Below are 12,886 nucleotides of genomic sequence, written 5' to 3' on the forward strand. Positions count from 1 at the left end.
GCCTTGGCCCCTCGCGCCACAACCAGCATGGCATCATTGCCGCTCGATCATCGCCTCAGCCCACTCATGAAGGTCTTTACACGGGCAGGGTCGACCTGGTTCCACCAGACGCCGTCATGCTTCAGCGCGCTGGCGATGATGATCCCATCGACGATGCCAAGGATATCGTTGGCATTGTCGGGCGTCACGCCGCTGCCGACCAGCGTCGGCAGGCCTGCGGCCTCTTTGATCATGCTGATATAGCTCAGATCCGCAGCGTGCCCGGTGCGTTGACCGGTCGCGATGATGGCGTCGGCGTCGAAGAAGACCAGATCCTTGACCAGTTCCTTCACCGGGCGGTCAAAAACGATCGCGTGCGCGCCGTGCTTGACATGAGCATCGGCGAAGACGCGGATGCCGTTGGCGCGCAGCCTGGCGCGGTAGCGTGCTGCGCGACCGGACTCCCCCTCGACAAAACCCTCATTGGCGACATAGGCATTCGCCCATTGATTGACGCGGATAAAGCCCGCGCCGGAGGCGCTGGCGATCGCAAGGGCAGGGATCGCGGCGTTAGCGAGCACATTGATGCCGACCGGCTTGCCGAACTCGCGGCGGATACGGTCGGAAATAACCGCCATATAGGCCGCTGTCTCCGGTCCGATATCGTCAGGTTTGGCAAACGGGATGTCGCCATGATTCTCGACGATCACGCCGTCGCATCCGCCATCGAGATAAGATCTCGCATCGTCCAGACCGCGCTGATAGATCGCCTCGACCGCCTCGCCGTCATAGCGCGGCGCGCCGGGAAGCGGCGACAGGTGAACGACGCCGATCACCACCTTGGTGCGGCCGAAAAGTTCTACGAGCGCGTCGCCGCCTGATTGACCGAGTTGGGTCATGAGAGCTCCGTTTGATCGATGAGCGCCGCCATTTCAGACGCGGAAGGACAGGATATCAATGTGCCCGGGCGAGTCACCGCAATAGCGGCAGCCGCGAGCGCGAACTTCAGCGCTGGGGCAACCGACATTCCCTTGGCAAACCCGCCGGCCAGACAGCCGCAAAACACATCGCCGGCGCCGCTGGTGTCGAGCGCCTCGACACGTGGTGCCGGCAAACGAAACGATCCTCCCTGGTACGGGCCAAGGGCGAGACAGCCTTCCGCACCGAGCGTGATCACGACTGTCTCGGCGCCTTTGGCCGCCAGCGCGTCGGCGGCGGCTGCCATGTCATCCTGGCCGGTCAGCGCTTTCGCCTCGGATTGATTCACCACCAACACCTGCGCCAGGCCGAAGTCAGGCAGAGCCGCCGCATCGATAGGACTGGCATTGAGAACGGTGCGCGCGCCATTTTCCTGTGCTGCCCGCAGGCAGGCATCTATCGCGGCGCCTCGCAGGTTTCCTTGGCAGACAACGATGTCGCCAGACGCGATTCGGCCCGCAAGTGCGGTTTGTGCGATCGGATCGAACGCCTCGCTGCAGGCGACGCCGCTGACGATGAAGTTCTCGCCGCCGGCCCCAATGACGATGGTCGAGCGGTCGCTTGGCAGGTCGAATTCAATCGCCTCGAGGTCAGACAACTCCCTGTCGAGGCGGCTCCTGATCCATGCGCCTGCGCGGTCCTTGCCGAGCGCCGTCCAAAACGTTACCGCAGCACCCGTGCGCGCGGCGGCAACCGCCTGGTTTGCTCCCTTGCCGCCGAGGCCGTCGGCGTAGCTTCTGGCGTTCAAAGTCTCGCCGGCGGCAGGGAAGCGGCCGACGCGAAAAATCGTGTCGACGCAGGCATTGCCGACGACATGGACATGCATCGCTCAGCTCTCACTGATCGCCCAGCTCAGCATCTGCTCGAACAGGGTTTTGTAGCCTTTCCAGGCGATGAACTCCGGTGGCAGCCAATGCGGCCCGACATCGGACGTCCAGGCCACAGTGCGGCCCTTGCCATAGTGACCGGTGACGAGCAGCGGCAGCGAGCCATAATCCGACGACACGGTTGCCAGGACTTCCGCCCCGTCTTTCAGCGTCACCTCGTTGAAGCCGAGCAGGACTGGCCAATCCGACCCGAGACCCCTGAGGATCGGATGGTCCGAGGAGCCTTTCAGGACAGGCGAAAACCCTTCCGGCACCTCGACGCGGTCGTCGAAGGCGAGGCAGCTCACCGGCAGCACCTCCTCGACCGGCGTCTTGCGATAGCGCGCGCCGCCATTGATGCCCTGGAAACTGTAGTAGCCGCCGAACATCAAAAGCCCGCCGCCGTCGCGCACATAATCGCGCAGCAGCCGCAGGCGGTTCGGCGTCGGCTTGGAGTGAACCCAGGTGTCGGGATGCAGAAGCAGCGTGTTGGCGCCGATGTCGGAGAGCACCACCGCGTCATAGGCCGAAAGCGCTTCCATTGTTTGCGGAAAGCTGCGCTGTGCCTCATGCGCCGGCATGAAGGTCACGTCGAAGTCGGTCGCTTTCAGGGCCGTCAGCAATTCGTCCGCCCCGGTGTGGTAGGTGACCGTCGGAAACTGGTCGAAGCCTTTGATATGGGTGGCGGTCGACACCCAGGATTCACCGGCAAGCAGGATCTTTTTCTTGGACATTTGAACTCCGTCGTAAGTCTCAGCCGTAAGTCTGGGCTTAATTCCGCCGCGAGAACACGGCTTTCGGATTGGCGATCAGCATGCGGTCGATGGCTGGCTGCTCGACGCCATGCCGTTTCAGGCGCGGTATGAAATGCTTGAGGATGTAGCCGTAGCCGAAACCCCCGAAGCGGGTCAGCATGATCTTGAGGAACACATCCTGCGACAAGAGCAGGCGATCGCCGAAGCCGGCCTCGACAAGTGCCGCGATTGCCCGCGCATTCTCTTCGTCGGAAGGCGATTGCGCGTCCTGATCGGTATAATAATAGTCCATGCCGATCATGTCGTATTCCAGAAACGCGCCGCGCCGGGCGAGGCTTGTCTGGTAGTCGAGATCATTGTGACTGGGGTTCATGTGGCAGAGCACAGTGTGGCGAAGATCGGCGCCCTCGGCCTCCACGACATCGAGCACATCGTGCGCCAGCCGCTCCCAGCCGGGCAAATGGATCGACAGCGGCACGCCGGTGATGCGCGAGGCCCGCGCCGAAGCTCGCAGCGACTTTCGTTCCTCCGAAGTAAAATCCTTGCTGACGCCGATCTCGCCGATCAGGCCGGCCAGGATCGGCGGCTGCGTTTCGCCGCCGCCGACGTCGTTGACGATGAACTCGGTCACCGCGTCGACATCCATCGCCTTCAGCCATTGGGGATGGGTGTGCTCCAGATAGAAGCCGGTGCCCATGACGATCTTCAGGCCGGACATGCGGCTGATGCGGGCGAGCTTTTCCGGCTCGCGGCCGATGCCGATATTGGTCGCGTCGACGACGGTGTGGCCGCCGAGCGCGCGATAGCGTTGCAGCTCAGACAGCGCCAGGTCACTGTCATCGAGCGAAACATTGTCGCGATTGACGTAAGGGTTCATGCGCAATTCGCCGATGATCTCGATGTTCACCGGCTGCTCGGCGAGCGCCATGTCGTCGGGATGACAGGGACATTTCCAGCTGCGCGCGCCGTCGAGCAAGATGTGCTCGTGCATCAGCGTGACGCCCATTTCTTCGACCGGAACGGGGCCGAGAACGGTCATCACATGGCCGGTATCGACTCCGATCGCCAGCCTCTGCCTGGGAGCCGCGTCATCGAAAAGATCACTCATGGGCTCAACGGCTCCGCACGGCGCCGCGGAACAGGCGGAAGTTCAGCCAGATGGCGATCAGGATGATCGTTCCGGTGACGATCGGCGTCAGGAAAGGCGACAGATGTGCCAGGATCAGGCCATTGCCGATGACGGCCACGGTAAGCGCGCCGAGAACGGTGCCGACGATCGTTCCGCGGCCGCCGAACAGGCTGGTGCCGCCAAGCACGACGGCAGCGATCACTTCGAGCTCAAATCCTTGTCCGGCATTCGACGATCCGGATCCGAGCCGGGCAGCAATGATGATCCCCGCAAGAGCTGCCGCGGCGGCGGAAATCACGTAAACGAAAAGCGTCGTCAGCCGCGTGTTCACGCCGGCGCGCCTGACCGCTTCGGCGTTGGCTCCGATGCCGGTCACGTAGCGGCCGAACGGCGTCTCGTTGAAGGCGATATAGGCGATCGCCAGGATCGCCAGCGCGATCAGCGCCGGCGCCGGCACGCCAAGCAGCCAGGCGCGGCCCAGCACCGTGAAAGGGCTGCCCGGCTCGATGGGGATGGAGTAGCCGCCGGTGATCAGCAGCGCCACGCCACGGATCACCGAAAGCCCGGCAAGTGTGACGATGAAGGCCGGGATGCCCTCATAAGCGACGAAATAGCCCTGCACCGCGCCAAGCAAGGCGCCCAGCGCAAGCATGGCGAGGATGACCAGCGGCCATGGCAGGCCCAACTGCAGCAATGTCGCCGACAGCGTTGCCACCAGCGCCAGCACGGAGCCGACCGAAAGGTCGATGCCGCCGGTGGTGATGACGAAGGTCATCGCCGCGGCGACGATCAGCAGCGGTGCCGACTGCCGCAGGATGTTCAGCAGGTTGGGCGACGTCAGAAAGGCGTCCGTCGCCACCGAGAAGATGACGCTAACGATAAGAAAGAACAGCGCGATCGACACGACACTGCCGTTGGCGAGCACCGCATCTCGCCATGTGGATTCGCGGACCCTTCGAGACTGCGCGGAGCGGGTCGAAGTCGCTTCGCTCATGCTGGCGCTCCATCGCGATAGGCGTTGGTGGCCGAACGAGCGTTGAACTTGCGGCCCACGATCAGGTTGACGACATCCTCGATATTGGTTTCGCCGATCAGTCGCTCGGCGACGTTGCGTCCTTCGTACATGACCTGAATGCGGTCGCATACGAGGAACAGATCCTGAAGCCGGTGGGTGATCAGGATGACACTGACGCCGCGGGCGCTGACGGTGCGGATCAGGTCCAGCACAGCCTCGACCTCGGCGACGGCGAGCGCCGCCGTCGGCTCATCCATAATCAGCACGGACGGCTCGAACGAGGCGGCGCGGCCGATCGCGATCGACTGTCGCTGTCCGCCGGACAGGTTTTCGACCTTGAGCCGCGTGTCTGATATAACGATGCCGAGACGGTCGAGCATCTGGCGCGTTTGCTCGTGCATGCGCTTCTTGTCGAGAAACGAAATGCCGGCGATGCGGCGGCGCGGCTCGCGGCCGAGAAAGAGATTGCCGGCGACGTCGACCGTGTCGCAGAGCGACAGATCCTGATAGACCATCTCGACGCGCGCCGCACGCGCGTCCGCCGGCGAAGTGAAGGTCACCGGCGTTCCATCGATCTCGATCGTGCCGGCATCGGGAACCACCGCTCCCGACAGCACCTTGCTCAACGTCGACTTCCCGGCGCCATTGTCGCCGACAAGCCCCAGGACCTCGCCCGGCCTCAGCACCAGCGACACGTCATCGAGCGTCTGAATGGCATTGTAGCGCTTTGAGATGCCGCTCATCCGCACCCGATAGGTCTCGCCACTGCTCATCTTGGATCCCACGGGATTGCAAAGCGTCCGCGGCGTAGCCCTTCGCGGCGCCGCGGACGGGTCATCGATGCAGTCTACTGGAACATCGCGCGGTATTGTTCGACATTGTCCTTGGTCACGATCGTCACCGGAATATTGATGATCGGCTCGACCGTTTCGCCCTTCTTGAGCTTGACCAATGCTTCGACAGCGGCCTTGCCTTCGCCGGCAGGGTCCTGCTGGACGACTGCCACCACCCAACCATCGTCAATGCCCTGAATGACCTGCTTGGTCAGGTCCCAGCCGAACACCTTGACGTCGCCGGTGCGGCCTTGGCTGGTTACGGCCGAAACAGCGCCGAGCAACGCCGGCTCGCCGGTCGCATAGAGCGTCGTCATGTCCGGATTGGCGGTCATCAGATTCTCCGAAGCGCTCATCGCGGTCTCCTGGACATTCTGGCCGTCGACCGTGTCGAGGAAGGTGATATCAAGGCCGCTGTCGGTGACCGCCTTCTTGAAGCCGTCGAGCCGCTGGTTCTGGATGAACGAATTGAGCGCCCCGACAATGCCGATCTTGGCAGTGCCGCCCATCTCCGACTTGACATAATCGGCATAGAATTTGCCGATATCCTCGCCGGCCTTGGCGTTGTCGACGCCAATGAACGCAACATTGTCGCCGTCGGGGATCTGCGCGTCGATGGCGATCACGGGGATGCCGGCCGCCTTCGCGGCGGTGATTGCAGGCTTGACGCCGTTGACGTCGATGGCGACCAGAATGATGCCGTCGACCTTTTGTGTGATGTAGTTCTCGATCGCGTCATTTTGCGCGCTCGGCACGTTGTTGGCATTGAAGATGACCAGCTTGGCGCCGGCGGCGTCGGCCGCCTTCTGGGCGCCCTCGTTGATCTGGTTGAAGAACAGGGCCTGCTGGTTGATGTTGACCAGAGCGAACGTATCGGCGAACGCCGATCCCATCGCCGTCGAGCAAATGGCCAAGACGGCGGCGCAACGGAAGAGAAGCTTGAACGGACGCATTTTCGGTTCCCCTTGCTTGCGGGCCAATCCTGTTAGGCTGGCCCATTGGTGCTACAGGCACAAGGCAAGCATTCAAGAGACTTGAATATTTGTCAACGAATTTGATCTCACAGCCGTCAGAAGGTCGCTGGTGTGTTGACCCAAAAAATACTGGCTCTCTCCTTGCCGATGTTGCGGTAATGGTGCGGCAGCTCCGACCTGAATACGAACGCATCGCCGGTGGCGAGATCATGGCTCTTGCCATCGACGATCAGCTTGATCCGGCCGGCAAGCACGTAGCCGACTTCCTCGCCGACATGCTGGATGGGACCTTCGCTCTCGCCGTCTGCCTCGATATGATGGATGTTGCACTGCAACAGGTGTCCGGGCGAATATGGAATGATGCGTTCGAGCGAGATGCCCTCGCCGCGCCTCAGCGCGTCGAGCGAGATCAATGGCCGCGCGCCTGCGCGGAACACGATCGCCTCGTCATCGTCGACCTGTTCGAACATCCAGCCGATATTGGTCTCCAGAGCTTCGACCAGGCGGTGAAGCATGGGCAGGGATGGCGAAGCCTTGCCGTTCTCGATCTTGGACAGAAGGCTTTCAGAGCAGTGCGCAGCTGTCGCCAGCGTCTTCAGCGTCATGCCCCGCGTCTGGCGGGCGAGGCGCAACCGCGTTCCAAGCCGCGCGGCATTTACGGTGGCGTCCGTTTCGGACTCCGGCCGTCGCCGATCGATTTTGTTCATCCGTTCGCCAACCATTCAACAGTCATGGGACAACTGTCGCGCGAGCAAAAGACAGCCGCGACCGATTTGCAAGTGGTGATCTGTCAATTTCGACCTGGCCGTCCCTCGATCGAACCCAGCGCCGACTGAAACAAAAAAACGGTCCTGCATTGTTCTCCAACCGTCTTTTCCTCGACGGTAAGGATGCCCGAGGCCGTCGAGGGGGACATATTGGATCCGTCCTCGATCGAAGGCGGTGTACAGGCGTTGGCCCGTCTACATCAAGCGGCAGGCTGTCACGTCGGGGAGGCGGATCGCAGTGTCACCGACTCTCGACCCAGGCCCCGCCCTGCCATTGCCACTCGTGGTACCCGTCCGCTTCCGGCGTAAGGTTCTGGATGCGGGCGCCTGGAAAGCCCTTGAATGTCGGGCGGCTAGTCCCTTCCGAAGCAGAGAGGGGTCTGGTGGTCGAATTTTCGGAGCGCACGTTGATCAGCGATCCGACAAAGCGCCTTGTGTCAAGCGTGGTGCCCTCCCTTTGGCCGGCGATCGTCAGGCCGTCGACGATCATAGCGCCGGCGCCGTAGCAGCGGAACGCGCTGTAGCCCTCCGTTCCGCCATCCGACAGCACCAACCGCATGCCCTTGATCGTCATCTGCCCCCCGAATTGGTAAGCTTGGAACGGCGTCCCGCGTGCAGTGCAGGTCACGTTGCTGAAACTCCAGTTCGCAGCCGGCGTGGGCGATGCCGAAACTTCCACTGCGGTAATGTAGCGGGTGGCGAACTCGCAGTCGGAAATTCTGACTTCGTTGACGTAGTGGATCTCGTCATTCGGCGAATACAGTGCCCGCGCCGTCTCACCAGCATTGACCCGCGCTCCGGTGATTGTTGCACCACCGACATTGGCGGCCGATCCCTGCAGCCAGATGCCTGCCCTGGACGCGCCGTTGCATTCGACGCCCTCGACGCTGACATTGGCCGCGGCGCCGCGAATGCCGAGATAGAGATCGGTGACGTTGTTGCTGAAAGTGCCGCCGGAGACCATGGCATCCCGGACGCTGTTGATGGAAATTCCGGCCTTCGGCAAAGTCCGGTCCGAGTTGCTGGTCTGTCCGCGCACCGTTGCGTTCGTGATGGCCAGGCCTGACCCGTTGACTGCATAGATCCCGTTGTCGCGCGGTGAAATCAGAACGGGATCCGTGATGCGGATGTTGCGGTTGTTCGCGCCATAGACCATCAGCGCGTAGCAGCCTGTGTCGTCTTTGCCCCCCACAAGACCGGCATTGTGGACTACGGCGCCGCGGATCTCGCTGTCGCGGACATTGCTTTCAAAGTTGATGCCCTGCTTGATGTGTGTGGCTTCAGCATAGAAGCCGGTCACAATCACGTCGCGGACTATCGCCCGGGCGGCGTCATCGGGTTCCCACGCTGCGCTGTTGATGCCAATGACGGCAGCGTGTGCGCCGAGATCCTCCGGGTCCAGCGAATTGCCAGGCCGGGAAATGCCGCGCAGGCCGTTGATGCGTATGTGCTGGATCTCGAGGTTCGAGCGGCTCTCGTTATAGACTAATATCCACCACGGCGCCTTGAAGTTCTGGAGTTCGACGGTGTCCAGCTTGAAAGAATCGATGCCGGCGGTTGCGGTCGGGCTGAGGGCGAACTTCATGAATGCACCGCCGTTGTAGCCGGTCGATACGCTATTCCCGATGACCTTCAGATCGCCAACGGCGACCCTGGAGACGTCGGTGGCGGTGAAGACATAGTAGATCTGGTCCGACCCGGTGATGTTGATGACCGATCCGTTGCCGTCGATGGTGCAGTTGGCCGGAACCGTTATCCCGGGATGGCCCAAGGCCTTCAGGTCCGTCGACGACCAGTTGTAGACCCCGCGCCGGAACATCAGTGTCCCACCTCCCGTGGCCGCGATCCGGGCCATGGCATTGACAAAAGCGGCTACGTCCGTTCCATCGTCGCCGAAGACGACAAGGCCGCCTGGCGCGTGCGGGTATCCGGGTTGGGGGCGCTCGAGTTGACCGACGGGCGAGGTGGCGGCAGATCCGGCCGCCAAGGCCGCCACGGCTCCAAGCGCTCCTGTCAGCAGGTGGCGGCGGGTGGGGGAGAATTTGTCATCCGGTGGCATGCGGGGCTCGCGCTTTCTGCAATCGCACCGCATTCGGCGCCTGCGGTCACCGGTCGGATATCCACCGGTCGAGATGACGGCCGAACCGAGCGTTCGTTGCCAGCCTGACGGCAAATAGGTGGCAGTGCTCACGGCAAACGAAACACCGACATCAAGAAGCACAGATTGCGGCGAGGTGAAGGCCTTTTGGAGAGCCTGACCATCGATACAGAAAGCTCAGTGCTGCGAGGCCAGCGCCGCGCTGAAGATGGCGCGGAAGCGGAACAATTCCGCTTTTGCGATGTGGCTCGCGTCAGCGAACATGGATCGCCCGTCCAGGACATAGTTGCATCGGCTTGAATCGCACAGCGCGGTGTCGGGCCGCGCGAAGCCGATGTCGCCCCGGCTCTCGAAGTGCCGGATGATTGCCCCGTATTGCCGTTGGAATTCCCCGGCCGGCAGAGAGGCCGGTTTTTCCAGCGGCCGGCCGAAGGCGAGCTCGCGGCTCATTTCGGAAGGAAGATCCCAGCCTGGATAGGCGATCGGGCCGATCAGGACGACTTTCTTGCCAAACCCACGCAGGCGGTCGATCAGGTCGTCGAGCCCGCCGACGAGTGCCCGGTCATTGCTGTTGTCGACAGTCTTGCCGTCCGCATCGACCAGCGCGTCCGCGGCATGTTCCCACGTCAAGCCTAGGATGACGGTCTCGGTGTTTGCCAGTTTGCCGAGTTCGGCCAGGTTGCCGGCGGCGACAGCGATGCACTCGCGCGAGATATTGACGGACACCGTCGGCAGGCAGCCATTGGCCGGAACCAGCAGGCCGGGCAGGCCCGCCTCGATGAAGATGGAGTCCCAGACGGGCGCATACATCTGAGCATGCGAATTTCCGAGCAGGACAATTTTCGCATCGGCGGGATTGCGCGACGGCAGGTTGAGCACGCAGGCGCGCGACTGGCCCAGGCGCAGGAAATTCGAGACCGGGCAGCGATAATTGGTGCCGACGGCAGCATTGATGGCGGCTGCCTCGCCGCTCATGCGGCCGGGCAGCCCGTTCGACCAGATCAGCACCGACGCCGCCACCGCGAGCGCCGCGGCCCCGCCGGCGGCGGCGAGGAACACGGTTCGTGCCGCGATGGTTTTGCTGCGGAAGGGACGCTCAACAAATCGCCAGGAGAGGATGGCGCAGATCGTCATGCCGGCGACGGCAACCGCCATCTCGCCGAGATTGAGATCACGGACCAGGTAGTATTGCGAGAAGACGATGAACGGCCAGTGCCAGAGATAGAGCGAGTAGGAGATCAAACCGACAAAGGTGAGCGGACCGAACGCCAGCAATCGGCTGATGGGCGATTGCTTGCCTTGGCCGGCGGCAATCACCAATGCCGTGCCGATCACCACCGGCAGGGCGACGGGAATGGCACCGTATTTCTGCAGGGGGCTGACAACGCCGATGACAATTGCGGCCGCTCCGATGGATCCGAGCAGGCCGGCAACGGCTCCTAGCGGCATCAGGCGGAGCGGCAGAAGTGCGGCCATGGCGCCGGCCCCAAGCTCCCAGGCCCGGGTCGGCAGCAGGAAAAACGCCGGCGATGCGCCGCCGACTTTGAGGGCCAGGATATTGGCCGCCAGGGACAGAAGCGTGAGCATGGCGATTGCGGGAAAGGTGGCGCGCGGCCAGAACCGGGCTAATGCTGCAATCAACAGGGGAAAGATGATATAAAACTGTTCCTCGACGCCCAATGACCAGACGTGCAGCAGCGGCTTCGCCTCGGCGGCCCTCGAAAAATAATCCGTATCGCGCCAGAAATGGATGTTGGCCACGAAGCCGAGCGTGGCGAGCATGCTCTTGCCGTAGCCGATCAGGTCGGCAGGCAGCAATAGGGCAATGGCGGCCAAGGTGGTGAAGAACAGCAGCAGCACGAGGGCCGGCATGATCCTGCGGACGCGACGTTCATAAAAGCGAATAATCGAGAACTGCCCTTTGAGCGCCTCGCGCCACAAGATCAGCGTGATCAGATACCCCGAGAGCACGAAAAAGATATCGACGCCCAGATATCCTCCCGGCAGCCATGACCTCGACAGGTGAAATGCAATCACTGATATGACGGCGACGGCGCGCAGCCCGTCGACGTCCGCCCGATAGCCAATGAGGTGCGAATCCGCGCTTCCGACTCTGGTGTGCATGTTGAAGGTTCAGGGTCCCCGGGGCTGGTCCCCGTCTATAAAAGAACCAGAGCCGGGGCGCTACTCCAAGCTGCTGCGATAATTGTCATCTGCGGACGGGACCGCTGGGAGCGAGAGAAACTCAATGCAGGTAAGGGGTGCAAGGGCGTTTTGCGCGGACGAAATTCGCGCGATTCGAATTCTCGTGATCTGAACTTGACGAGGCAACAGACGGTAGCGTAGCTGTTCGCCAGAACAACGTCCTGGCCAAAGTGTGATCGACGATGTGCCGCTTTGAGGCGATGGGCAGCGTATTACCTCTCACGAGCGCCGGAAACAACCTGCCTTGAATGACGGACGGGAAAGCATGCAAGCCTGTGACGCGAAAGCGTTGTCGCGCTCGTCGAGCTGAGCATTGATGGCGGCTGTTGTGGGCGTTTTCGAGAAATCGACGGGAGAGCGAGATCGTCGTGACCAAGAACGTGCCGCCTCACGCAGTTGTTGCCGGAAAACCACGGGGATTGATCCAGCATATGGTTTCTCTCGATGCCTGAAGCGGCCATGACTTGGGAAGACGCCGTCCGCTGGTGCATGAGCGAGCCTTCGATGAAAGAGCTCGCCCGCGCCGCCTATTTCGACGATCCGGTCGTGGCCGCGCAGCGCTATCATGAAAGCGCAGAGTTCGATGCGGTTCGCAGCATGATCCCGCGCAAGGTCGGCCGTGCTCTCGACCTTGGCGCCGGCAATGGCATCCTCTCCTATGCCCTGGCGCGCGAGGGCTGGTCGGTAACCGCCGTCGAGCCCGATCCCAGCGCCCTTGTCGGTGCCGCCGCAATCCGCACGCTTGCCGACAAAACAGGCACGCGCATCGATGTGATCGAAGCGTTCGGCGAGGCTATCCCGTTGACCGCCGCCGGCTATGACCTGGTCGTCGCCAGGCAAGTGCTGCATCACGCGCATGATCTTCCGGCGTTCTGCGGTGAGGTTGCGCGCCTCTCTCGCGAGGGCGCGACGTTCCTGTCATTGCGCGACCATGTGATATCCGGGCCGCAGCAGCTGGAACCGTTTCTGCGCTCTCATCCGCTGCATCACCTCTACGGCGGGGAGAACGCTTTCACGCTGGCGGCCTACCGCGCTGCGTTGCAGGGGGCGGGGCTTACGATCGATCGCGAAATGAACTCTTTCCAATCGGTTGTGAACTATGACCCGATGACGGCCTCCGAAATTCGCGAAAGGCTCGCGGCAGTCTTCGGCCCAGTGTCGGGGCTGGTCCGCGCGGCCCTGTTCCCACTGCCTTTCGGTGCCGTTGCCCGAGCAGCGGCATTGCTGGACCGCCGGCCTGGGCGCCTGGTCTCTTTCCTTTGCTACAAGCAAGGGAAGGGCTGATCT

11 protein-coding genes are annotated in these 12,886 nt (G+C 62.5%); 1 reads left to right on the forward strand and 10 read right to left on the reverse strand.

What is annotated here, in order from left to right; genetic code table 11:
• Positions 1–47: 47 nt before the first annotated feature.
• From AC0L2V_RS06735 to AC0L2V_RS06780, 10 genes are all read right to left on the reverse strand, one after another.
• Entirely contained in the window at positions 48–878 is an 831-nt protein-coding gene (locus AC0L2V_RS06735; protein ID WP_473519727.1) for a BtpA/SgcQ family protein, read from the reverse strand.
• Positions 875–1,783: a PfkB family carbohydrate kinase gene (locus AC0L2V_RS06740; RefSeq protein ID WP_473519728.1), complete on the reverse strand. Its 909-nt coding sequence runs from the start codon at positions 1,781–1,783 to the stop codon at positions 875–877. The genes AC0L2V_RS06735 and AC0L2V_RS06740 overlap by 4 nt, the downstream gene beginning before the upstream one ends.
• 3 nt (positions 1,784–1,786) lie before the next feature.
• Positions 1,787–2,557, reverse strand: coding sequence for a glutamine amidotransferase (locus AC0L2V_RS06745; protein WP_473519729.1), 771 nt, complete (start codon positions 2,555–2,557; stop codon positions 1,787–1,789).
• A 37-nt stretch (positions 2,558–2,594) separates the two neighbouring features.
• On the reverse strand, positions 2,595–3,686 hold the full coding sequence (locus AC0L2V_RS06750) for a phosphotriesterase family protein (RefSeq protein ID WP_473519730.1): 1,092 nt from the start codon (positions 3,684–3,686) through the stop codon (positions 2,595–2,597).
• 4 nt (positions 3,687–3,690) lie between these two features.
• Complete coding sequence (locus AC0L2V_RS06755) at positions 3,691–4,701, reverse strand: ABC transporter permease (protein ID WP_128172070.1); 1,011 nt, start codon at positions 4,699–4,701, stop codon at positions 3,691–3,693.
• Positions 4,698–5,495 carry an ATP-binding cassette domain-containing protein gene (locus tag AC0L2V_RS06760; RefSeq protein WP_287327587.1) on the reverse strand — a complete coding sequence of 266 codons (798 nt, stop codon included), beginning with the start codon at positions 5,493–5,495 and terminating at the stop codon, positions 4,698–4,700. Before AC0L2V_RS06760 ends, AC0L2V_RS06755 begins: the two co-directional genes overlap by 4 nt.
• 74 nt (positions 5,496–5,569) lie before the next feature.
• Positions 5,570–6,508 carry an ABC transporter substrate-binding protein gene (locus tag AC0L2V_RS06765; protein WP_292407422.1) on the reverse strand — a complete coding sequence of 313 codons (939 nt, stop codon included), beginning with the start codon at positions 6,506–6,508 and terminating at the stop codon, positions 5,570–5,572.
• 116 nt (positions 6,509–6,624) lie between these two features.
• Complete coding sequence (locus AC0L2V_RS06770; protein WP_128188114.1) at positions 6,625–7,236, reverse strand: cupin domain-containing protein; 612 nt, start codon at positions 7,234–7,236, stop codon at positions 6,625–6,627.
• 301 nt (positions 7,237–7,537) lie between these two features.
• Positions 7,538–9,292: a right-handed parallel beta-helix repeat-containing protein gene (locus AC0L2V_RS06775; RefSeq protein WP_473519731.1), complete on the reverse strand. Its 1,755-nt coding sequence runs from the start codon at positions 9,290–9,292 to the stop codon at positions 7,538–7,540.
• Between the two features lie 279 nt (positions 9,293–9,571).
• Positions 9,572–11,518 (reverse strand): acyltransferase family protein, encoded by a 1,947-nt coding sequence (locus AC0L2V_RS06780; RefSeq protein WP_473508673.1) that lies wholly within the window; start codon positions 11,516–11,518, stop codon positions 9,572–9,574.
• Between the two features lie 540 nt (positions 11,519–12,058).
• On the opposite strand from AC0L2V_RS06780, the gene AC0L2V_RS06785 reads away from it, so the two are divergent.
• Complete coding sequence (locus tag AC0L2V_RS06785) at positions 12,059–12,883, forward strand: class I SAM-dependent methyltransferase (protein ID WP_473519732.1); 825 nt, start codon at positions 12,059–12,061, stop codon at positions 12,881–12,883.
• The last annotated feature ends 3 nt before the right edge of the window (positions 12,884–12,886 follow it).

The organism is Mesorhizobium sp. WSM4814 (assembly GCF_055811595.1).

What these genes read in the sequence shown, in the direction of transcription:
- AC0L2V_RS06785 (WP_473519732.1), top strand. Translation starts at nt 12,059, where the DNA reads ATGACTTGGGAAGACGCCGTCCGCTGGTGCATGAGCGAGCCTTCGATG.
- AC0L2V_RS06735 (WP_473519727.1), bottom strand. Translation starts at nt 878, where the DNA reads ATGACCCAACTCGGTCAATCAGGCGGCGACGCGCTCGTAGAACTTTTC.
- AC0L2V_RS06755 (WP_128172070.1), bottom strand. Translation starts at nt 4,701, where the DNA reads ATGAGCGAAGCGACTTCGACCCGCTCCGCGCAGTCTCGAAGGGTCCGC.
- AC0L2V_RS06760 (WP_287327587.1), bottom strand. Translation starts at nt 5,495, where the DNA reads ATGAGCAGTGGCGAGACCTATCGGGTGCGGATGAGCGGCATCTCAAAG.
- AC0L2V_RS06780 (WP_473508673.1), bottom strand. Translation starts at nt 11,518, where the DNA reads ATGCACACCAGAGTCGGAAGCGCGGATTCGCACCTCATTGGCTATCGG.
- AC0L2V_RS06765 (WP_292407422.1), bottom strand. Translation starts at nt 6,508, where the DNA reads ATGCGTCCGTTCAAGCTTCTCTTCCGTTGCGCCGCCGTCTTGGCCATT.
- AC0L2V_RS06745 (WP_473519729.1), bottom strand. Translation starts at nt 2,557, where the DNA reads ATGTCCAAGAAAAAGATCCTGCTTGCCGGTGAATCCTGGGTGTCGACC.
- AC0L2V_RS06740 (WP_473519728.1), bottom strand. Translation starts at nt 1,783, where the DNA reads ATGCATGTCCATGTCGTCGGCAATGCCTGCGTCGACACGATTTTTCGC.
- AC0L2V_RS06750 (WP_473519730.1), bottom strand. Translation starts at nt 3,686, where the DNA reads ATGAGTGATCTTTTCGATGACGCGGCTCCCAGGCAGAGGCTGGCGATC.
- AC0L2V_RS06770 (WP_128188114.1), bottom strand. Translation starts at nt 7,236, where the DNA reads ATGAACAAAATCGATCGGCGACGGCCGGAGTCCGAAACGGACGCCACC.